Source organism: Dickeya fangzhongdai, assembly GCF_002812485.1.
GTDB lineage: Bacteria > Pseudomonadota > Gammaproteobacteria > Enterobacterales > Enterobacteriaceae > Dickeya > Dickeya fangzhongdai.
On the sequence record NZ_CP025003.1, the window covers coordinates 3,393,995 to 3,416,394 of the forward strand.

Here is a 22,400-nt window from a genome sequence, read left to right on the forward strand (position 1 = left end):
TTCATGCAGTCCGCACGACCTGCCATCGGGCCGCCAGCGCACAAGGCCACATGTTATCATCTTAATACACCGGGCTTTGGTTTGCCCGTGCCGCCAGCGGCGGTCTGTTGGAAAAATGGCGATCGTTTAATAGCGGCGCCAGAAGTGACGCCCCTCCCGTCAGCGCTTCAGAATTGTCCGGTTCATGCTGGACACCCTTGCTCGGGAAACAACCGCCGTCGCATCGACTGACGCGACGGTCAACATTGGAGGATGCGGATCCTGCTTCAGGCACCGGTATAATTCCAGCACCAATTGTGCGATCGCACCCTAATTCAGTGATTTGCGTAGTCCGTCACCCATTTGTCTGACGGCCAGCGTAGCGAAAGATACCACGATTAAGGCCGCTATTCAGGCCAAAACTGGTGGCGGATTGAGCAAACGCACCGGCAAGTGCTTATGGCGACAGCCAAATCGGTTATAATGCGGCGCCAACGCAGTCCCCATAGTTAAATGGATATAACAAGCCCCTCCTAAGGGCTAGTTGCAGGTTCGATCCCTGCTGGGGACGCCAGTCAATTCACCCCCCCTATATAAGCCTATCATTCATCTTTATATCGCCCCGTCACTCAGCACATTCTGCTGGCTACAGCCTGATATCTCGTCTGCAACCATAAATCAATCCGTCCCCGTCCTCCTGATACCGGCATTCGTCGCACACGGTTTACGCCAGCAACGGTTTGCGCCGTAAACCGTAAATAGGGAAAACGCGAAATAACATGTAATGCATGCCGCAAGGATGATTAAAAAAGATGGAGGGAATCACAAATAGCCGGGCCATCCAGCCCGGCCGGAGGCATTAGCGGGAGCTGTCCACGCTGGCCTGCGTGAAGTTCGGGTAATCACCCGGTTTGCCGTTGTTCAGATTAGACAGGAAGTTGCCGTCCTTCATCGGGATATCAGCCGATTCGTAGTTGAAGGTATTCATCTTGTTGCGCATGTCCTGATTGCTGACGCCATCGCCATGCACCGAGTACCAGCTGACAATATCCGGCGTAACGAAAGTGTTGTAGGGGTTTTCCGCCTGTTCGCCTGATTTGGCAAAACGGAAAGCGTGGGTCAGCCCGCCGTCTTTATGGTACACAAACTTCAGGTGACCATTTTGTTTGTCGAGGCTGGATGCGGCCGCCGTCGTCAGCTTACCGTGCGCGCTGTAGCTACCGTGCGTCACGGCGCCGTTTTTGGTCCAGACCGCCGCATATTCCCAGTCGTGGCGATGACCGCTCTTGATGCCGGCCACAATCTGATCTTTCAGGAAGTAGAGCGCGTAAAAGTGGCCGCAGTAGCGGTTGCCGCCGTTATTGACGCAGGCGTAACGATGCAACGTGTTGGATTTGTCCAGAAACGTGGACCAGCGGCAACCGCCTGTCAGGCTGCCGGTCGGGTTAAGGCCGCCATTCTGCTTGCCGCTGCGGCTGATCCCGGCGCTGGGCAGACAACCGTCCGTATCGAAATCGAATACCGGCGCAATCGACGCGGCGTTAACGCCGGAAGGCAGCGCCTGATCCAGCTTGTCAAAATCATCGGCGTGAGCCGCAAACGCAATCCAAAGGGGGAGTGTTGCCAGAACAGCTGTCTTCTTAAAAAACATATCATCTCCTGTTTCTGTTTTACTTAATTAGGCGTCATGCCTGTAAGTGCTTTTAAAAAGCAAAAGAAAGATGGGTGGCTCATATTAATTACCACAATGACAACACCCATGTTACAACTGTGAATAAATACCAGCTCGAACATCTGGCTGGTCGGAAGTCATCATAACTGCTTTTTTAGTCAGGATTCAATCTTTAGCCAGAGCGGATTCTTATTATCCTAAATATAAATATCACAGTCGTTATTCGTTTCAAAAAACAAAACCAATGAATGATAGCGATATAAAATTATCACCTGTCAGAAGCAATATGCTTTGTCATCCATTTTTATCCCCACTTTTTTTCATACTATAAAAGGCTTTTTTCAGGAAACCAACAGCCTTTCCAGCAAAGGAGGATTCGCACCCAACGCCATCACTACGCCTTTAAAATTTCCAAATAACTCCCAAAAATCATGATTCCCGGCTTTGTTGTCTGCGTCGGGTATTGCTGCAGCGTTTCCCCAACAGTTTTATCGCGTTTTCTATCACCAGCCTGAAAATCTCCCAGCCATTTTCTATTAAAAGCGCTGATGAAGAAAAAATATTTTTGTCATCTCGATGATATAAAACCGCCATAAATCGCCGTTATAAATAAGACTCGACAGAACGCGCAGCAAGATATATCGACAATAAATAAAACGCATTAAAAAAACGAAGTATTTTCCGTTTAATAAAAAGATAATTTATTCCATGACGTTCATATCATTCGCATTACAATTATCTGCCCTCATTATGAGTTTCCTTTTTTTTATTGACTCTCCGGCATAGTATTTACCATTTCAACAGGCTAAGTTCGTTGTCGTGGGATCGTTTTCATTACGATTCCCACCGATTTCCCCTGTGAGCCGATTCGTGACAGTTCTTAAAAAAGTGCGTACAAATAAAACCAGCATATTTACTCCCCGATATATTCCTGCTTCGATACCACTACCACACTATTCCTATTCCAGCTCGGCGTTCTCGCCTTGCTCGCCAAAAACAAAGGAAAAACCATGAAAAAGCTGACTTTCAGCGCCAGCGCCCTGATGGCAGTGCTGGCGTTAACCGGCTGCACCACGCCCGCAACTCAGGATGCGCAGACAACGCTCGCCAACCAGTCGGTGCTGGCCCTGAACTGGTTCCAGCAATCGGGTGAATATCAGGCGTTATGCTATCAGGCGTTCAATACCGCGCGGATGGCGTTCGACGCGGCGCCGGCCAAACCGGGCAAGAAAAAGACGGTAGTGGTCGATATCGACGAAACCATGCTGGACAACAGCGCCTACAGCGGCTGGCAGGCCAAAGAACATAAATCATTCAGCCCGCTCAGTTGGAACCGCTGGTCCCAGGCCCGTCAGGCGCTGGCCGTGCCGGGCGCGGTGGAGTTCGCCCGTTATGTCAACAGTCATGGCGGCCAGGTTTTTTATGTGTCCAACCGGCTGATTATCGAAGCCAGCGATACGCGTGACAACCTGGTCAAACTCGGTTTTCCGAACGTGAACGACCAGACGCTGTGGCTAAGCAAGGGCAACAGCAACAAGCAGGCGCGCTTTGATGATATCGCCGCTCAGGGCAATGACATTGTGCTGTACGTGGGGGATAACCTGAACGACTTCGGTGAGGCGACCTACCACAAGGACAATGCCGCACGTCGGGCATTCGTCAGCAATAATCAGGCGAAATTCGGTACGCAATTCATCGTACTGCCCAACCCGTTGTACGGCGATTGGGAAAGCGGCCTCAGCAGCGACTACAACAAGCTGACGCCGGAACAGAAACTGCAGGTGCGTGATCGGCAAATCCGTGCCTGGAACGGTCAGTAACCCGCTGCGTTACCCGCCGTTTATCACGCGAGACGTGTGAAGATCGCCGCCGCGCGGGTGGCTCGAAAGGATTGAAAACGGGGCTTTCGCCCCGTTATTTCATTCTGACATCAGCGTGAATGCCGTTATCTATCCAGCACTTACTTAGCGTAAGCCGGGCGTTCGGTAATTTCCGGCACTGCCCCGGTCAGGTTAGCGCCGGATTGCCCGTCGCGAATCTCCGCGCCGGTCAGATAACCATAGAAGACGCCGCGCGATACCGACATGTTCGCCTCTTGCGCATCGATATCCCCACGCAATTGGGCATCGCCTGATACCGCCAGCCCCGGAACGGTCAGACCCAGCGCCCAGAACGCCGTATTAACCTGCGCGTTGTCCTTAATCACCGTATTATTCTGAATGATCGTCAGACCGCTGACGCGAGCGTTATCCGACACCGTACCGTTCAGCACGATCGCATGATCTTCAATGCGCGCGTTGCCCGACACCGTGCCGCCCAGCACTCTGGCGTACGGCCCGACATAAGCGCTTTCATCCACCTGCGCGCCGTCGGCTACCCAGCCGCCGCCGTTACGATGGCGATGACCGTTGGCGGTCGGCGTCGGCGCATTCGGCTGGCTGCCATCGGCCCAGGCGTTAGTCAGATCCACCGTCCACGGGTAGCGGTACAGCGAGTAGTAGGCCTGATCCCACTTAATTTTATGCATTTCCGTCGGGGTCCCCATCACCACCAGATACAGGTTTTCACCTTTTTTGACGGAGAAGTTATTGACGGAAGCGCTGGCGCCGCGCTGCAACGCACTGTAGCGCGCTTTGCCGGACGCATTCACCGCCACCACGCCCCAACGCCAGTCGGAATCCGGCGATTGCAGCGTGGCCGGGTCGTTTTTCAGTCCGGGGAAACGATTCACCGCCGCCACGTTCTGCACCGCGCCGTTGAATTTCACGCTGATACGGCTGGCGCCGTTATCCGGGATCAACCGCACCACGTTGTAGCCCCAGCGTTGCGGCGCCTGTTCGAACAGTACGCCAAAACGCCGTGCGCCGGCGGTGTTGCTGACAGGATCCAGGGTTGCGGTACGCAGCAGACGGTATGACAGGCTGCTGTCGAGAGTCTGCGCCTCGTAACCGCCCAGAATGCGACGATAGACCGCTCCCTGATTGTAGCCATCCGGATCGGTGTAATCCCAGCCGACATTGCGCAGCGCCCAGTCGCCGAAGAAATCATTCAGCTCGGACTGGCTCCAGCCCATGTTGCTTTTCAGCACGGAGAACGGATCCGCGGTCCCTTGTCCCGGCTCGCCCGCTTTCGGCGCGTTGGCCCACAGATCGTTCACCGCCTTATAGCCATAGCGGTTTTTCAGATTCTCCAGGAACAGCCAGCCGCCATAGCGGGTGCGCGTGGTGCCCAGATACAGATGCGGGTTATTGATCGCCTCTTCCGCGCTGCCGGTCAGGTTGTGGTGGATGTTGTCCATTTGATGGGTCATCCAGTCGGCATGCGCTTCCCAGAACCAGCCCATATAGTTGATGCTGTCCGGCGCGGTCGCCTGGAAACCACCGGTTTGCCCCTGCAGCGCATGCGCCAGTTCATGCGGCATCGCCCAATTGATCGACCAGTCGTTTTTCAGCTCTTCCGTGCCAATCCACATTCCCATGCTGCCGTTAGGCGCCAGGCCGCCGGTCAGCGCAAACGAAGGATCAAGGTGGACATTCGCCTTGAGTTTCACTTTGCTGTTGCAGTAGGGTTCGGGGAATTTGATCTGGTTGATGTACTTGTCCCAGGCCAGCTCCAGGCGCTTCGCCGCGACTTCCACATCCTTTATGTTCAGTTTGCCGGCATCGCTGTCTTTCCAGCGAAAGACAAAATGCGCGCTCTGGTACTTCACCGCCGGCATGTCGGTGGAAGCGTCCGCCTGCCAGTTGCCCGCCACGCAGGTTTCGTCGGCAAACGCCGGGGCGAACGTAAACAGGCCGCCGATAATCAGCGCGCCTTTGACCATCCGGGCCACGGTCCTTATGTGTGTCATAGCTTCATCCTTTACTTTTCCTTTGCGTATCATGGCTGACGGCGCATGGTTCCGTTTCACGCCGCCGCGCATGATGTCCCTGATAGAAAGGGAACCGGGTCGCCCCGTTCCCTTTTCATGCTGATGGCTTATTCAGCCGGTTATCATCTGGCGTAGGCCGGACGTTCGGTAACTTCCGGTACCGCGTCGGTCAGGTTGGCGCCGGCCCGGCTGTCCTTCACTTCATTCTCGTCAATGAAGCCGTAGAACACGCCTCTGGAGGTGGAAACGCCGCGAATCTCAGCATCGCCGCGCAGTTGCGCCGTGCCGGATACCACCACGCCGCGCTCGAAAGCGCCCGGTCCTTTGAACACCGTGTTAACCTGCGCGTTGTCCTTGATCACCGTGTCGCCCTGCACCACCGTCAGGCCGCTGACCCGGGCGTTGCCGGATACGGTGCCGCTCAGTACGGTGGCGTGATCTTCGATGCGGGCATAATCCAGCACCTTGCCGCCGATAACGCGAGCGTACGGCCCGACATAAGCGGTCGACGCCACTTCCGCGCCATTAGCCACCCAGCCGCCGCCGTTGCTGTGACGGCGACCATTGGCGGTCGGCGTCGGCGCGTTCGGCTGCGAACCTTCCGCCCAGGCGTTGGTCAGATCCACCGTCCACGGGTAGCGGTACAGCGAGTAGTAGGCCTGATCCCAGGTAATCTGGTGCATTTGCGACGGCGAGCCCATCACCACCAGATACAACCCTTTGTCGGTCGATTTCACGGCGAAGTTGCTGATTTTGGCCGATGCGCCGCGTTGCAGCGCGCTGTAACGGCTCTTGCCGGCGGAGTCGATCGCCACCAACCCCCAGCGCCAGTCGGAATCCGGCTGGGTAAGGGAAACCGGATCGTTCTTCAGGCCCGGCAGGCTATTGACCGCCGGCGCGCTCTGCACCACGCCCTGGAACGACACGGTCACCTTGGTGGCGCCGCTATCCGGAATCAGGCGCACAATGTTGTAGCCCCAACGCTGCGGCGCCTGATCGAACGGCACGGCGAAGCGTCTCACGCCAGAGGCGCTGACCGGGTCCAGCGCCGTGGTGCGCAGCAGTTTATCGGCGTTGCCCTGCGACGGCGTCACCGCGCCGTAACCGCCGTAAGTACGACGGTAGAAGCTACCGCGATCGTAACCATCAGGGTCGGTGTAATCCCAGTTGACGTTGCGCATCGCCCAGTCGCCGAAGAAGTCGTTCAACTCGGACTGGCTCCAGCCCATGTTGCTCTTCAGCACGCTGATCGGATCGGTGGTGTTCTGCTCGGCGCTGCCGATTTTTGGCGCTTTGGCCCACATGTCATTGACGGCGCTGTAACCGTAGCGGTTCTTCAGATGCTCCATGAACTGCCAGTTACAGTAGCGATCGCGGGTCGAACCCAGATAGAGATGCGGATAGTTCACCAGCATGTCGGAACAATGCGCGGAAGTGCCGCGGTATTCGTCCAGTTGATGCGCCATCCAGTTGGCGTGAGATTCCCAAATCCAGCCGACGAAGTTTTGATTGCCGTAAGACTGGAAGCTGCCGGTCTGCCCCTGCAACGCGTGGGTAAACTCATGGGCCAGACCCCAGTGGTCAAGCAGCGCGCCGGGACCGATCCACATTCCCATGGTGCCGCCATCGGCAATCCCGCCGTTCAGGCCGAAGGACGGGTCGATATGAATATTCGCTTTGTACTTGACGGTCGCGTTGCAATACGGCTGCGGGAATTTGATCTGGTTGATGAATTTATCCCAAATCAGCTCCAGCTGTTTGCCCGCGGCAACCACGTCATTGCGGTTAACCTGACTGCTATTATTCCAACGAAAGGCAAAATGTTCGGTTTGATACTGTGCTGCCGGCATGTCACTGACGTTACTGACCTGCCAGTTCCCCGCCACACAGGTTTCATCCGCATAAGCGGCATTCGCCGCCAATAAACTGCCCGCGGCAAGCAGGCAGCGCCCCAGAGAAATATGCTTTCTTATCTGCGACATAAGTCCGTTTTCCGAGCATGATAATGATGGGTACGCCTTCTCACGATCCAATGAAAAGGAAAGCAAGCCTCCTGACACCGGACGTCAAAGGCAGCCTTAAGGTCTTCGTGACCTGTTTTGTACGAATATTGCTGTCTCTCCTAATGGATAGACACATTAATGTTATTACACTTTTTAATATCGTTATACAGAGATTTGAGTAATCACTGACAAAACTTCACATATCAGATCGCGCTTTTTACCTTAAAAAACCGATGAAATTACCCAATCTAAAAAAACCAGCATGTATGACTGATAATTTTCGACTCAAAGAATTATTAATATAAATTCATGATTCGGCTGATAACGTTGTTTATGAGACGCATTATCGATAACCTTGCAGCACTCTTTTTCATGCTCGACAGGTAACAGGTAATCGTATGGTGGGATCAGACCGGCGCGCGGCAGGCGTGCTATCCGGAACAGGTGTATCCGGAAATAGAAACAACCGCGGCATTATGTGGATATGGGGATTGATGGCGATGCTGCTGCTCGCCGGTTGCGATAACGCCGCCTCGCCCGATCACAGCGCCTCGGCGGCAACGTCGACGGGCTGGCCCCGCACGGTACCAACGCTGAAAGGCCCCGTGACGCTCGACCACGCGCCTCAGCGCATCGTGTCTACCAGCGTAACCATCAGCGGCACGCTGCTGGCGATCAATGCGCCGCTGATCGGCTCCGGCGCCACCAGCCCCAATACCATCGTGGCCGACGATCAGGGGTTCTTTCGCCAGTGGAGCGCCGAGGCGAAAGCCCGCGGCGTCAAACCGCTCTACATCACCGAACCCAATGCGGAAGCCATCGCCGCCGCCGCGCCGGACATGATCATTATTGCGGCGACCGGCGGCGACTCCGCCCTGAAATTGTATGAGCAGCTTTCCGCCATCGCGCCGACGCTGGTGGTGGATTACGGCGATAAAAGCTGGCAGCAACTGGCCGGGTATCTGGGCGAAGCCATTGGTCACGAAACCGATGCCCGACAGGTGATTGAACGTTTCGAGCAACGGGTGCAGACCGTGAAGCAGACGATTCAACTGCCGCCTCAGCCGGTGTCGGCGCTGGTGTATTATGAAGACGGCCGCGGGGTCAACTTGTGGACGCACGCGTCCGCGCAGGGACAATTGCTGTCGGAACTGGGGTTCCAACTGGCGTCGCTACCGGACAACCTGCCTACCGAAACCCGGATGGGTAAACGACAGGATATTCTGCAAATCTCCGGCGAGAACATGGCGGGCAGCCTCAACGGCCAATCGCTGCTGCTGTTCGCCAACGACGACGATACCGTTAATCGGGTCATCGCCAACCCGTTCCTCAGCCACCTGGAGCCGGTCGTACAGCACCGCATCTGGGCGATGGGACCGGACACCTTCCGGCTCGATTACTACAGCGCCAGCAACATGCTAAGCAAGATCGAACAGTACTTCCGCCAGCCGGCATCCCGCTGACGGACTGGGGTATGCCGGCGCTGTAATACGCCGCCTAGCCCTCGTGTACCGCGTCGCCGGTTTCTTCTTCATCCGGCGACGCCGCCGGTTCGCCAAAGCGGCACTGGCGCAGCGGACGCACCAGCAGCGCGATCACGCCGCCCAGCAGCGCGGCGGCGGCGCCAAAAGCCAGAATACTGGTCGCCGGCGCCAGCAGTTTGCCCATCAACCCCAGAATCAGCGCGCCCACCGAATCGCCGGTGACATCCTGCGCCGTCCCCAGGCTATTGACCCGCCCCAGCAGGTGATCCGGCGTATGGCTCTGGATTAGGGTGAACTGCAGCAATGAGGTGATCGCGTTAAAGTAGCCGTAGCACACCAGCGCCAGCAGCGCAGGCAGCAAATGGCTGAACAGCCCCAGCGACGCCACCGCCAGAAAGGCGCCCGTCGCGCAGCCCAGCAGAATCTTTCCCGGTCGTTGCGTCCCCGATACCCAGCCGCTGGTGAACGCGCCTATCATGGCGCCCAGCGGCACCGCGGAATACATCAATCCCACTGCCGACGGCCCGGCGTGGTAAGCATCGCCCGCCAGCGCCGGAAACAGCACCCGCATCGCCCCGACCACGCTCACCAGCATGCCTAGCAGCACCACGCAGCCCACCACCGGATGGGAGCAAACGAAGCGCACCCCGCCGGCCAGCGCCTGCAGCGGATGCTCCGGTTTGCCCGGTGCCGGTTTCATCGACGGCAGCCGCACCAATGGGATCAGCGTCGCCAGCGTTCCGGCCGCGGCGACGGCGAAGTTCCAACCCACGCCGCCCGCGACGATGATCACCCCGCCCAGCGCCGGCGACAGAATCGCACCCAACCGCACCGTCAGCATGGTCAGCGCGCCGGCGGCTGGCAGATTTTCCCGCCCGACCAGCAACGGAATCACCGCCATCAGCGCCGTCATGCCCAGCGCGCCGAAGAAACCGTCCCAGGCGGCCAGCACATAGAGCGCCAGTAATGACGGCGAGCCGGAAAACGCATTCAGACTCAGCGCCACGAATCCCAGCCCGCAGGTGCCGCGGGCAAACAGGATCAGTTTGCGGCGATCGAAGCGGTCCGCCAGCACCCCGCCCAGCATCAGCCCGATAAACATGCCGATGCCGTCCAGCGCCACCGCCATCCCGACCTGCAACGTAGAGCCGGTCATCGCCTGAATCTGTACCGGCACCCCCACCGTCAGCATGCCGAGCGCAAACACCGACAACATGCGAGCCACAAAAATGGCGCGAAAATGCGCATTCTGCTTCAGCAAACTGAAGTCGAGAAAAAAAGAAGATTTAGCCATGAGCGTTTGTTGAATTCCTGTTCTTAATCAAAATGCTTTCTATCAGAATCGCGCCGCTATCATTCGCGGCCCGGGCAGTGCGGTAAATGGCGCCAATCCGGCTTCAGGTCAATGTCTTTGCCGAAGCCCGTATGCTATCCTAGCTACGCCACAACATTAATGATAATAATAATCATATGCATTTTTTAATAAAGCGATTCTTATCAGTGAGGTCACCCTTTCCCACCCAGACCACCGCGCCAGCTCCCTTGCCGCGCGCGCTGTCATCGTTAACTGGCCGGCGGATTGCCGGTGTGATTCCCTGTCTGCTGCTGCTGGCATTGATCTGTCTCGCCAGCCTGATGCTGGGCGCTCGCGCCATCGCGCCGGAAGTGGTCTGGCACAGTCTGACCGGCAACCTGCAAGGCCCGGACAGCACCATCATTTTGCAGGCGCGGCTGCCGCGCACCCTGGCCGGTATTCTGGTGGGAATGGCGCTGGGCGCGGCCGGCGCGGTGATGCAGGCGCTGACCCGCAACCCGCTGGCCGACCCCGGCATCCTCGGCGTCAACGCCGGCGCCAGCTTCGCCATCGTGCTGGGCATCAGCTTCTTTGGCATCACCGGTATGGCCTCGTGGCTCGGCTTCGCCTGGCTTGGCGTACTGGCGGCCAGCCTGATGGTGTGGATCATCGGCACCCTGAGCGGCGGACGGGTCAACCCGATACGTCTGACGCTGGCGGGCGTGGCGCTGAGCGCCGTGCTGTCCGGTTTCACCTCGTCGCTGTCGCTGCTCAATCCGCTGGCGTTTGATCAGCTGCGCTTATGGGAAGCCGGAACGCTGGACATCCGCTCGCTGGGCAATATCGCCTGGGTGACGCCCACCATACTGCTGGGCTGCGCGCTGGCTTTTTTCGCCGCCCGCTCGCTGAATACGCTCAGCATGGGTGAAGATCTCGCCACCGCGCTCGGCACCCGCGTAGCGTTAATCCGCGTGATCGCGATGTTATCGGTGATGCTGCTGTGCGGTTCCGCCACCGCGCTGGCCGGCCCCATCGGGTTCGTCGGCCTGATGATCCCCCATATCGCACGCGGCTGGGCCGGGCCGGATCAACGCTGGATTCTGATCTATTCGCTGCTGTTCGCACCGATACTGCTGCTGAGTGCCGACATTGTCGGCCGCCTGCTGGTGCCGGGCGAATTGCGGGTGTCCATCGTCACCGCCTTTATCGGCGCGCCGGTCCTGATCTGGCTGGTGCGTCAGCGCAAGTCCTAGGAAGGCCACGCCATGTCTACCCGAACCCTGTTTCTGCGCGCGCCTGCCGGCTTGATTAGCGGCCGGCTGCCGCTGCGCGCGCTGTGGATCAATCTGTCGCTGCTGCTGGGCGGCGCGGCGCTGCTGACGCTGGCCGTCAGCCTCGGCACCCTGCCGCTGTCGGCGCCCACCGTATGGCAGGCGCTGGCCGGCCACGGCGAGGCCAGCACCGTCACCGTCGTGACTCAGTGGCGCGCCCCGCGCGCGGTGATGGCGCTGCTGCTCGGCGCCGGGCTGGGCGTCAGCGGCGCCATTTTTCAGTCGCTGACCCGTAACCCGCTGGGCAGCCCGGACGTCGTCGGTTTCAACACCGGCGCCCATACCGGGGCGCTGGTCACCATCATCCTGTTGCACGGCAGCTACTACCAGATTGCCGGCGGCGCGGTATTGGGCGGCCTGGCGACGGCGCTGGCGGTCTATTTGCTGGCATGGCGACGGGGAATCAGCGGATTTCGGCTGATCATCGTCGGCATCGCGGTCAGCGCGATACTGTCGGCGTTCAACACCTGGCTGATGATCACCGGCGCGCTGGAAACGGTGATGACCGCCGCGCTGTGGGGCGCCGGTTCACTGAACGGCATGACCTGGAGTAAAGCCGCGCCTGCGCTGCTGCTGATTCCGCTGACGCTGCTGGCGACGCTGCTGCTGGCCCGGCGTCTGCAACTGTTGGAAATGGGCGACGACAGCGCCCGGGCGTTGGGCGTCAACGCGGAGGCCAGCCGGTTGTGGCTGATGCTGTGCGGCATCGTGCTGATTGCGGTGGTGACCGCCAGCGCCGGACCGATTTCCTTTATCGCGCTGGCGGCGCCGCAGATTGCGCGCCGTCTGACCCGCGCCAGCACGGTGCCGTTATGCGCCGCCGCGCTGGTGGGCGGCCTGCTGTTGCTGACGGCCGATATCGTCGCCCAGCATCTGTTTACCGGCCGACAGTTGCCGGTGGGTTCGGTGACGGTCAGCATCGGCGGGTTGTATCTGATCTGGCTGCTGATCCGCGAATCACGCCGGTAATCAGCAACGTTAATTTGTCTGTAAAGAGTGATTCTGATGACACACCTTTTGCGCGCCGAGCAGTTGACGCTGGGCTACGACAACAAAATCATCGCCCGGGATCTGAGCGTGGCGATCCCGGCCGGTAAATTCAGCGTGATCATCGGCCCCAACGCCTGCGGCAAATCCACCCTGCTGCGCGCGCTGTGCCGCCTGCTGAAACCGATGGCGGGCGATGTATTGCTGGACGGCACCAGTATCCACCGCATTCCCACCAAAACGCTGGCCCGGCAACTGGGGCTATTGCCGCAGCACGCCATCGTGCCGGACAACATCACGGTGATGGATCTGGTGGCGCGCGGACGCTACCCGCACCAGACGCTGCTGCGCCAGTGGAGCGACGCGGACCAGACGGCGGTGGAACAGGCGATGGCAGCCACCAACGTTAGCGAACTGGCGGAGCGCAGCGTGGACGAGCTCTCCGGCGGGCAGCGCCAGCGAGTCTGGATCGCCATGGTGCTGGCGCAGCAAACGCCGTTGTTGTTGCTGGACGAACCCACCACTTGGCTGGATATCGCCCATCAAATCGACCTGCTGGACCTGTTCCGTGAACTAAATCAGCAACATGACCGCACGCTGGTGGCGGTACTGCACGACCTCAATCAGGCCTGCCGCTACGCCGACCACCTGATCGTGATGCGCGCCGGCGCCGTGATGGCCCAGGGCACGCCCGCCGATATCATCACCGCCGAACTGGTGCAGGAGGTGTTCGGCATGGCCTGCGTCATCATCGACGATCCAGTCTCCCACACCCCGCTGATCGTCCCCTGCGGCCGCCATCACCCGGCGCCTTGACGCTGTTGACAAACAGCGCTGTTGTTTTGTTATTGGTGATTTATGTTGGAGTTGCGAGAGGTTTCGTGCTTGATGACATCCGTTATCCCTTTGCAACATCATCGCACGCACGACAAGGAGAGGCTCAACGCCGCCTCTCCTTGACCTCTGGCTGATGGCTAAACTGTACCGCTGGCGCGGTCCCCTCGGCGTTCGCCTTCGCTGTTCGGGCCGCCCGTGACGCGTTCCAGACGCGGCACGGGCTTTCGCCGCGTCCATGCGGCTCACCCGGCGAAGACGAACACCTCGGCACAGTTTTTTACGCCAGAAAAACCCATTGCTGACGATTAAGATGGTTGTCTACAGCCTCCATAGCCGACTATTGTCGGCCAATATCCCGATTACCTGCGCAGCAGCCTATTCAGCAACGGCCCCAGGTTTTCCAGCGACGCCGGCGACAGGATGTCCGCGTGCTCGCAAAGCTGAGGATACTGCGTCAGCGTGCTCACATACGGCGCCCAGGTGGCATCAACATCCATATCAGCCGGCAGCGTGCGGGTCGCCACAAACAACGTAGCGTCGCCTGCGTAACGGGATGACCGGGCCGATGACAACAGCCGCACCGCATCCTGATAGTTGGCGACAATGTTGCCGAACATCGCCGCCCGCTCCGCCCGCAGTTGCGGATCGTCCTCAGACTGCGTGTCGGCCATAAAACCGGCCTGTTCGCGCGCCACTTCCTCGCGGGCATCGGCCTCGTCCGGCGCGGCCCAGTCCTGCCCTTCCGGCGGATAGGTATCCAGCAGACCGAGGAACGACACCGTTTCGCCCGCCTGTTGCAATCGCGCCGCGATACCATGCGCCAGCGTACCGCCCAGCGAATAGCCCAGCAGGAAATACGGCCCCTGCGGCTGAAGGCACCGGATGGCCGCCAGATGGCGATCGCACATCTCGTCGACCGATTCGCAACGGGCGATCACCCCGTCAGGCCGCGGCGATTGCAGCCCGACGATCGGGTAATCCCCGTCCAGATAACGCAGCAGTCCCGCATACTGCCAGGCAAAGCCCGACGCCGGATGCAGACAGAACAACGCCGGTCCTCGACCGGAACGCAGCGGCAGGGTTTCGCCGTTGCCGTCCTGACTGCTGTCGGTGTCGCCCTCCACCAGCGCGGCGATGCTGGCTACGCTGCGCGCCGCCATGATCTGCCCGACCGTCAGCGAACGCTGCAACTGACGGCGAATCTCGGCCGCCAGCCGCATCGCCAGCAACGAATGACCGCCCAGCGCGAAGAAATCGTCCTGTGCCGATACCGTCTCGCACGCCAGCAATTCGATAAACAACGCGGCGATCGCCCGTTCGACGTCCGTCTGCGGCGCGCGCCCAGCGGCCTGCTGCCCGGCAGGCGCCGGCAGCGCCTTGCGATCCAGCTTGCCGTTGGCGCTGAGCGGGAATGACGTCATCAGCACGTAACTCACCGGCACCATGTGCGCGGGCAGTTGCTGCGATAGCGCCTGTTGTAATGAGGCGATATCCAGCGTTGTCCCCGCCTGCGGCACCAGCCAGGCCACCAGTTGCCGGGCATCGGCGCCGTGCAGGCGGGTCTGTTTTCCGCCCAGCTCGCGCGCGCCGACCACCGCCTGCGCCACGCCGGGCTGCGCCAGCAGCACCTGCTCGATTTCGCCCAGTTCGATGCGCTGCCCGCGGATTTTCAACTGATCGTCGCTGCGGCCGAGATAGTCCACCGTGCCGTCTTCCAGCCAGCGCGCGATGTCGCCGGTGCGGTACATCCGCTCGCCGGTGGCGAACGGGTCCGCCACAAAGCGGCTGGCGGTCAGATCCGGCCGACGCAGATATCCCTGCGCCAGTTGAATGCCGCACAGATACAGATCGCCCGGTACGCCAACCGGCACCGGTCGCAGCGCACCGTCCAGAATGCGCAGTTGGGTGTTCCACACCGGCAGACCGATGGGAATGCCCGGCAACTGACAGCGCTCCAACGCCTCGCCGGACGCCGGTTGCCAGGTGACGTCCACCGCCGCTTCGGTCGGGCCGTACAGGTTATGCAGCGATGCCGCGATGAGCGACTGATAATTCAGCGCCAGTTCGCGCGACAACGCCTCGCCGCTGCAGAATACCCGCCGCAGGCTGCCGCAGCCGATCTCCGCCCGCGGGCGCGTCTCCAGCGCGCTCACCCAGGCTGCCAGCATGGAAGGCACGAAGTGCAGGGTGGTCACCGCATAGTCGTTGATCAACTGCACCAGCGCATCCGGGTCGCGGTGCGCATCCGGCGGCGCCATCACCAACCGGGCGCCGACCATCAGCGGCCAGAAGAACTCCCACACCGAGACATCGAAACTGCACGGCGTTTTCTGCAGCACCACGTCATCCGCCTGTAACGGGTACTGATGCTGCATCCACCACAAGCGATTGACGATGGCCTGATGGCCGACCACCACCCCTTTCGGGCGACCGGTGGAGCCGGAGGTGTAAATCACGTAAGCCGCCTGCTGTTCCGCAACCTGCGGCGACGGGTGACGCGGCGACTGGCGTTCATCCGCCAGCGTATCCAGCAGCAATAACTCGGCCAGCTCGGCGAAGCGCGGCTGCAGGCTGCTTTCGGTGATCATCAACCGGGGTTGCGCGTCCTCCACCATCAGCGCCAGTCGTTCATCCGGGTAGCCGGTATCCAGCGGCAGCCAGGCGGCGCCGGTTTCCAGAATGGCGTACAGCGCCAGGCTGAGGCGCACCGAGCGCGGCAGCGCCACCGCCACGATGTCGCCGGGCCGCACGCCGGCGTCGATCAGCCTGTCGGCCAGCAAGCGGGTCTGCCGTTGTACCTGACGGTAAGTCAACTGATGCTGGCAATCCACCAGCGCGATGCAATCCGGCGTGCGTTGCGCCTGCGCCGCCAGCGCCTGATGTAATGTGCCCGGCGGCACCGGCTGTTCGGTGCGGTTGACCGCCGCCAGCAGCGCCTGTTCCTCGGGCAGTTGCAGGTTCCAGGCCGACAATGGGCGCTCCGGCACGGCCACCAGCTGTTCCAGCAGCAGCAACAGGCGCTGCGCCAGCCGCTGCGGCTGCGCCACGCTGTCGCGGTATTCCATCAGCAACCGCAGCCGTTTGCCGGGCAGCACCAGCAGCGTCAGCGGATAGTGGGTGTAACCCCGATTGTTGACCGACTCGCAGCGCAACGCTTGCCCCGCCTGACTCAGCTCATCGCCATCCGGGTAGTTCTCCACCACCAGCAGGGTGTCGAATAGCGTACCGGTGCCGGCCAGTTGCTGGATTTCCCCCAGCCCCACATCGTCGTGCTCAATCAGCTGGATTTGCTGCGCCTGTAGTTCGGCCAGCTGCGGCAACAGCGCCCGCGACGCATCCAGCCGCACCCGTACCGGCAGCGTATTGCTGAACAGCCCGACCTGCTGGTTGATGCCGTCAATCTGACCGAACCGACCGGACACCGGCGAGCCGAACAGCACATCGTCCGCGCCGCTGCCGGTGCTGAGCAGCATCCCCCAGATGCCCTGCATCACGCTGTTGAGCGTCAGACCATGCTGTTTGCACAGCGACAGCAGCCCCTGTTCCAGTTGCGGCCCCGGCAGCAGTTCCAGCTCGCGGACGTCGCCGTGATGCGGACCGTCGCCAAACAGCAGCGTCGGGCGCGCGCCTGCCAGCACGGAGCGCCAGCGTTGACGCGATGCCTGTGCGTCGCGGGCCGCCAACTGGCGGATAATGTCCGCATACGGCACCGCGTGCGGCGTCAACGCGCTACTGCCCTGATACAGCGCGGTGAACAGATCGCGCAGACACACCGGGGTCGACCAGCCATCCACCACCAGGTGATGAGCGTTAAGAAACAGCGTGTGCCGTTCCCCGTCCGCGTGGCTGACCAGCAAGGCGTGCAGCATTGACGAAGGCTGGTGGAACAAATCGCGCGCCAGTTCAGCTTTTTCCAGCGCCAGCAATGCATCGGCTTCCTCGTCTGCCGGCATCGCGGGCAAAGTCTGGTGATCCAGCGGCCAGTAACAATGGTCGTCACGCAGTATCGGCAACACCTGCAACGGCGCTGACGCCTGTTCGGTATCGAAGCGCGCCGCCAGCTGCGGATGATGACGCACCACCGCCTCCAGCGCCTGACTCAATTGCGCGACCGACAGCGGGCCGCGCAGCGACAATCGGGTCAGCGAGTTATAACTGCCGGCGGCGTCCGCCAGTTGAGCGTGAAACAGCAGCCCTTGCTGCAACGGCAGCACCGGCAGCACCGCCGCCAGCGGCCCGTAGTGCTGACGCAAACGTTCCAGCGCCGCGTCGTTTACGCTGGCCTGCGCCACTTCGGCGGACACCAGCGTATCCGACAACGGCGGATAGCCCGCCAGTTCCCGCCACTCATCGATCGCCTGCGTCATGCCCTGATGCAGCGCCTCGATATCATCCGCCTCGAACACCCCTTGCGCCCATCCCCAGTGGATGGCCAATTGCGGCTGTTCACCTTCATCGACGAAAATATTGATGTCCAGCGGATGGCTGAGCGGCATCTCTGGAGCCTGCGCCACGGCAAAGGCATCGCGGAAATAGCGGTCGCTGCGGCGCGGCGACCAGGGTCCTTCGCCCGCCTCAAACCGTCCCAGATAGTTGAACAGGATCTCCGGCGCGTTGTCTTCCAGCGTCGCCAGTTCCCCGGCGCTTTGCTCATCCAGATAACGCAGCACGCCATAACCGACGCCGCGATCCGGCACCGCCCGCAGCGCGCCCTTCACCGACCGCAGGATGGCCCAGGGCGTGGCGGCCTGCTCCGCCGGCGCGTCAATACACACCGGGTACTCGGCGGTCAGCCAGCCAACCGTACGTCCGAGATCCAGACCATCCGTGGTATCGATACGTCCGTGGGATTCCAGCGCCAGCCGCAGCGGCTGTACGCCGAAATGACGATGGCAGGCCAGCATCAGCGCGCCCAGCAGGATCTCGTCCACCCGTGCCTGATAGCGTTCCGGCAGGGTCGTCAGCACCGCATGGGTCAACCCGGCGTCCAGTACCCGGCGCGCCAGCTGTCGGCTCTGTTCCTGATCGCGCGACGGATCGAGACGTCGCTGCCCCAGCCGCGGCAGCGACGCCGTCAGCGCGGATTGCCAGAACGGCAATTCGGCGCGCCGCGCCGTCGCCTGCGCTTTCAGGCTGGCGGACCAGTCGACCAACGAACACTCTTCGGCAGGCAACACGGCCGGTTGACCGACCATCGCCGCCTCGGCCGCCTGACGCAATTCCGGCAACAGTACGCGCCACGATACGCCGTCCACCACCAAGTGGTGGACAACCAGCACCAGCCCGCAGGCGCGGTCGCCGCGTTGCAGCAGTACCGCCTGCATCATCCGGCCCGCCGCCGGGTCGAGACGCGCCACCGCCGTCTCAAACGCCCGTTCGGCCGCCGCGTCAACCGGCTCCTGCGCCGCCAGCGTTTCGCTGTGTACCGACACGGCCGCCGGCGAAGACGCGTCAATCACCAGTTGCCCGTCGCGGGTCAGCGCGCTCAACGCCGGATGCGCCTGCGCCAGCGCCGTCAGCGCCTGTGTCAGGTGCGCCGGTTGCAGCGCGTCGGGCACCGACAGGAACACGCCGTGGGCAAACTGACTCTCGATACCCGCCAGTCGGGCGAAGCTGTGCACAATCGGCAGGCCGTCCACCACGCCATGCCGTACCGTGCGCGCCGGCGCAGAAACGGCCGCCAGCGGCTGCATCGCCTGCGCCATACGCGCCGGCGTGCGTTCGGCAAAAATCACCTTCGGCCGCAGTTGCCAGCCGGCGCGACGCAACAGCGTGCCCAATCCCATAGCGGAAATGCTGTCACCGCCCAACGCGAAGAAATCCGCCTCCGCGCTAACGCTGTCCAGCTTCAGCAGGCTGGCGATGGACTGGCAAATCAGCCGTTCCTGTTCGGTGGCCGGTTCGCGCCCGGCCACCGCGGCGGCCTGCTGCGGCTTCGGCAACGCCTGACGGTCAATCTTGCCGTTGACGGTCAGCGGCAGTTCCGCCATCACCATCAGCACCGCCGGGATCATGTAATCCGGCAGTTGCTCCGCCAACTGCGCCAACAGGCGAGCGGCAACATCCGGTTGTTCGCGGATGGCGTCGTCCGGCACCGAGCAATAACCAATCAACCGGTACGTCGCGCCAAGCGGTTCGGCGATGACCACCGCGGTGCTGACGTCGGCCAGCGCCACCAGCGCGTTTTCCACTTCACCCAGCTCCACGCGGAAGCCACGTACCTTGATTTGGTGGTCAACACGGCCGATAAACGCCAGCTGACCGTCATGACGCCAGCGCATCAGATCGCCAGAGCGGTACATCACCGCGCCCGGTATAAACGGACAGGCGACAAAGCGCGTGGCGGTGAGATCCGGACGGCGCAGATAGCCGCGCGCCAGCCCCGGCCCGGCGATGTACAGTTCACCGGGCATGCCTACCGGCACCGGGCGCAGTTGGTTGTCCAGCAGCCAAACCCGGGTGTTGGCGACCGGCTGACCGATAACCGGCTGATCCGCCACCGTGACCCGCGCGCCCAGGGTATCGATGGTGTATTCCGACGGCCCGTAGTAGTTATGAATTTCCATCTGCGGATGCTGACGCATCAGTTGCCACAGCCGCGGCGTGGCCGCTTCGCCGCCGATCATGATGAATGCGGGCTGGTGGTTATCCGCCTCCAGCAGGCCGCTGTCGATCATCTGGGTGAAGAACGACGGCGTGATGTCCATCAGGTCGATAGGCGTCTGATTAAGATGCTGCACCAGCGCCCAGGCGTCTTTACGCAGTTCCTCGTCGAAAATGTGCAGTTCGCTGCCCATCATCATGCAAAACAGCGGTTCCCACGAGGAGTCAAAGGAGAATGACGCGGTGTGTCCGGCGCGCAGGCGGCGGCCGTGCTGCTGTGAGAAACGCGCTATCGCCGGGCCGAACAGGAAGCTCGAATGGGACATCATCAGGTTGAGCAAGCCGGCGTGGGTGCTCATCACCCCTTTCGGCTTTCCGGTGGAGCCGGAGGTATAAATCATGTAGGCCAGATGTTCGCCGCACAGCGGCTCGCACCGCTCCGCGTCCGTCACCAGGTGTGCGGGCAACCGGGCGCACTCGGCCCGCAAGGCGGCGTCGTCCAGACACAGCACCTGCGGCAGTTCCGGCATCTGCGCGCGCACGGCGCTGTGGGTCAGCAACAAAGCCGGACGCGCGTCGTCGCACATCAGCGCCAGACGTTCACGCGGATAATCCAGATCCAGCGGCATGTAGGCGGCGCCGCTGGTCAGCACCCCGAAAATCGCCACGACCGACGACACCGAGCGTGGCACGCCGATCGCCACCACATCCCCCGCGCCGATCCCTTGCGCCCTCAGCTTGCGCGCCAGTTGCATCACCCGCGCCGACAGCTCGCGGTAGCTGAGATGGTCGCGGCCGCAGGCAACGGCCAGCGCATCAGGCTGCTGCCGCACCTGCTGTTGCAGACAATCCAGCACCGAACGCAGCGTCGCCGGTATGGTCAGATGCGGGCCGCTGCCCCATCCGTCGATATGCCGCCATTCGCTGTCGCTGAGCAGGGACAGCGCGCCGATAGCCCGATCCGGCTGCTGCACCAGTTGCGCCAACAGATGCTGTAAACGCTGCGCGTGCCCCTGCAGCGACGGGCCGTCGTAACGCGCCGGGTTGGCGACCAGTTCCAGTTGCAGTTCGCCATCCTGCACGCCGAGGGTAAATTCCAAATCGTCTACCGGTCCCATCGCCAGTACGTGCGTCGTTACCGGCGTGTTTCCCAGCGTCAGCCCGGCGTTGTAGACCTTGAAGTTCATCACCGGCCCGTACAGCCCTTCGCTGCCGCCGACCAGACCGAGATCCCGTCGTAACTGCTCCGCTTCGTAACGCTGATGACGCCGCACCGCCCTGATTTCCGCCAGCAGCGTCTGAGTGGCGGAAATCAACGTCATATCCGGCTGTAGCGTCAGTTGCAGCGGCAACACGTTGACCACCGGCCCGCAGGCACACAGCGCCGCCGACCCCATACGCCGCATGAACGGAAAACCGACGGACAGCCGCGATTCGCCGCTCATGCGGTAGAGGTATACCGCCAGCGCCGCCATGGCGATCTCAGCCGGTTGCACCTTAGCGCCGAACCGTTGCTCCGCCAGCGCGACAAAGGGCGCGACCGGCAACGTCACCCGCTGATGCAGGGTACGGGTTTCCGCCGGCGCCGGGGCGCAAACGTCCGCCGCCAGCGACACCGGCGCCGGCAAATCGCTGGCATGCTCGCGCCAGAATGCCGCCGCCTGCCGGCAGGCGGGCGAACGCTCCCACGCCTGATATTCCGTCACCACGTCGGCAAACGACGTAAACGGCGAATTCGCCGGCGTTTCGCCGGCGCTGAGGGCGTTATAAATCTCCACAATCCGTCGGGTCAGGGCGTCAAAACTGAAACCGTCCAGCATCAGGTGATGAAAACGCTGATACCAGAACCACCGCTCCGGCTGCGCCGACACCCGCATTATCGCCTGACGATACAGCGGTTGCCCGCCATCGGCCGGCAGCGGCGCCGCCAGATCCGCACGCATCAGCGCCCAGGCCGCCTGTTCGCCTTGCGCCGGATCGCTGAAATCCAGCGATTCCGGTTCGCGGATGCCTGCGGCATCCGGTGCGGACGGCAGCCACTGCACCGGCTCGCCGAGATCGTTCAGGCCAAAACGAGCCTGTACCGTATCCGCCTCCGCCAGCCCCTGACGGATGGCCGCCGACAGGCGAACCGGATCGACCGGGCCGCACAGCTCCAGCGCATGCGCCACGGCAAAGGCATTCGGCTGGCTGGCGATTTGATCGGCCATCCAGATACCGGGTTGGGCCGCTACCAGCGGCAGTTCCAGAGAATCCGCCTGATGCGCCGGCGTTAACTCGTTGGGTCGTTCTGATGCGATGGATAGCTCTGATTCGCTGGATGATTCAGCTTCGTTGAA

Annotated in this window: 10 protein-coding genes and 1 tRNA gene; 6 read left to right on the top strand and 5 right to left on the bottom strand. The window is 61.4% G+C overall.

What is annotated here, in order from left to right; translation table 11 throughout:
* The first annotated feature begins 478 nt into the window (after positions 1–478).
* Positions 479–553 (top strand) — tRNA-Arg (locus CVE23_RS15045).
* A gap of 285 nt (positions 554–838) precedes the next feature.
* Here the strand turns inward: CVE23_RS15045 and CVE23_RS15050 are convergent.
* A complete protein-coding gene (locus CVE23_RS15050) occupies positions 839–1,630 on the bottom strand; it encodes an NPP1 family protein (RefSeq protein WP_038919688.1) in 792 nt (263 codons plus the stop codon).
* Between the two features lie 1,031 nt (positions 1,631–2,661).
* On the opposite strand from CVE23_RS15050, the gene CVE23_RS15055 reads away from it, so the two are divergent.
* Positions 2,662–3,471, top strand: a complete 810-nt coding sequence (locus CVE23_RS15055; protein WP_038919689.1) for a 5'-nucleotidase, lipoprotein e(P4) family — start codon at positions 2,662–2,664, stop codon at positions 3,469–3,471.
* 140 nt (positions 3,472–3,611) lie between these two features.
* Here the strand turns inward: CVE23_RS15055 and CVE23_RS15060 are convergent, their stop codons facing one another.
* Together CVE23_RS15060 and CVE23_RS15065 are read right to left on the bottom strand one after the other, a co-directional pair.
* Positions 3,612–5,501: an Svx/AvrXca family virulence/avirulence protein gene (locus CVE23_RS15060; RefSeq protein WP_038921059.1), complete on the bottom strand. Its 1,890-nt coding sequence runs from the start codon at positions 5,499–5,501 to the stop codon at positions 3,612–3,614.
* A 143-nt stretch (positions 5,502–5,644) separates the two neighbouring features.
* Positions 5,645–7,504, bottom strand: a complete 1,860-nt coding sequence (locus tag CVE23_RS15065) for an Svx/AvrXca family virulence/avirulence protein (RefSeq protein WP_038919691.1) — start codon at positions 7,502–7,504, stop codon at positions 5,645–5,647.
* Positions 7,505–7,923: 419 nt separating this feature from the next.
* On the opposite strand from CVE23_RS15065, the gene fepB reads away from it, so the two are divergent.
* Positions 7,924–8,988, top strand: coding sequence for a Fe2+-enterobactin ABC transporter substrate-binding protein (gene fepB / locus CVE23_RS15070; protein ID WP_049854800.1), 1,065 nt, complete (start codon positions 7,924–7,926; stop codon positions 8,986–8,988).
* Between the two features lie 34 nt (positions 8,989–9,022).
* Here fepB and entS read toward each other — a convergent pair whose 3' ends face one another.
* Entirely contained in the window at positions 9,023–10,303 is a 1,281-nt protein-coding gene (gene entS / locus CVE23_RS15075; RefSeq protein ID WP_038919693.1) for an enterobactin transporter EntS, read from the bottom strand.
* 176 nt (positions 10,304–10,479) lie between these two features.
* On the opposite strand from entS, the gene fepD reads away from it, so the two are divergent.
* Genes fepD through CVE23_RS15090 form a run of 3 tightly spaced genes read left to right on the top strand, consistent with a single transcriptional unit; the run spans position 10,480 to position 13,437 of the window.
* Positions 10,480–11,556 (top strand): Fe(3+)-siderophore ABC transporter permease, encoded by a 1,077-nt coding sequence (gene fepD, locus CVE23_RS15080; protein WP_100849834.1) that lies wholly within the window; start codon positions 10,480–10,482, stop codon positions 11,554–11,556.
* A 12-nt stretch (positions 11,557–11,568) separates the two neighbouring features.
* The gene (gene fepG, locus CVE23_RS15085; protein ID WP_038919696.1) at positions 11,569–12,603 is read left to right on the top strand and encodes an iron-enterobactin ABC transporter permease; all 1,035 of its coding nucleotides are present in this window, start codon (positions 11,569–11,571) and stop codon (positions 12,601–12,603) included.
* 36 nt (positions 12,604–12,639) lie between these two features.
* A complete protein-coding gene (locus CVE23_RS15090) occupies positions 12,640–13,437 on the top strand; it encodes an ABC transporter ATP-binding protein (protein ID WP_038919697.1) in 798 nt (265 codons plus the stop codon).
* A 380-nt stretch (positions 13,438–13,817) separates the two neighbouring features.
* Here CVE23_RS15090 and CVE23_RS15095 read toward each other — a convergent pair whose 3' ends face one another.
* Entirely contained in the window at positions 13,818–22,361 is an 8,544-nt protein-coding gene (locus tag CVE23_RS15095) for a non-ribosomal peptide synthetase (RefSeq protein WP_100850482.1), read from the bottom strand.
* Positions 22,362–22,400 lie beyond the last annotated feature (39 nt).

What these genes read in the sequence shown, in the direction of transcription:
- CVE23_RS15055 (WP_038919689.1), top strand. Translation starts at nt 2,662, where the DNA reads ATGAAAAAGCTGACTTTCAGCGCCAGCGCCCTGATGGCAGTGCTGGCG.
- CVE23_RS15060 (WP_038921059.1), bottom strand. Translation starts at nt 5,501, where the DNA reads ATGACACACATAAGGACCGTGGCCCGGATGGTCAAAGGCGCGCTGATT.
- fepG (WP_038919696.1), top strand. Translation starts at nt 11,569, where the DNA reads ATGTCTACCCGAACCCTGTTTCTGCGCGCGCCTGCCGGCTTGATTAGC.
- CVE23_RS15065 (WP_038919691.1), bottom strand. Translation starts at nt 7,504, where the DNA reads ATGTCGCAGATAAGAAAGCATATTTCTCTGGGGCGCTGCCTGCTTGCC.
- CVE23_RS15090 (WP_038919697.1), top strand. Translation starts at nt 12,640, where the DNA reads ATGACACACCTTTTGCGCGCCGAGCAGTTGACGCTGGGCTACGACAAC.
- entS (WP_038919693.1), bottom strand. Translation starts at nt 10,303, where the DNA reads ATGGCTAAATCTTCTTTTTTTCTCGACTTCAGTTTGCTGAAGCAGAAT.
- fepD (WP_100849834.1), top strand. Translation starts at nt 10,480, where the DNA reads ATGCATTTTTTAATAAAGCGATTCTTATCAGTGAGGTCACCCTTTCCC.
- fepB (WP_049854800.1), top strand. Translation starts at nt 7,924, where the DNA reads ATGGTGGGATCAGACCGGCGCGCGGCAGGCGTGCTATCCGGAACAGGT.
- CVE23_RS15050 (WP_038919688.1), bottom strand. Translation starts at nt 1,630, where the DNA reads ATGTTTTTTAAGAAGACAGCTGTTCTGGCAACACTCCCCCTTTGGATT.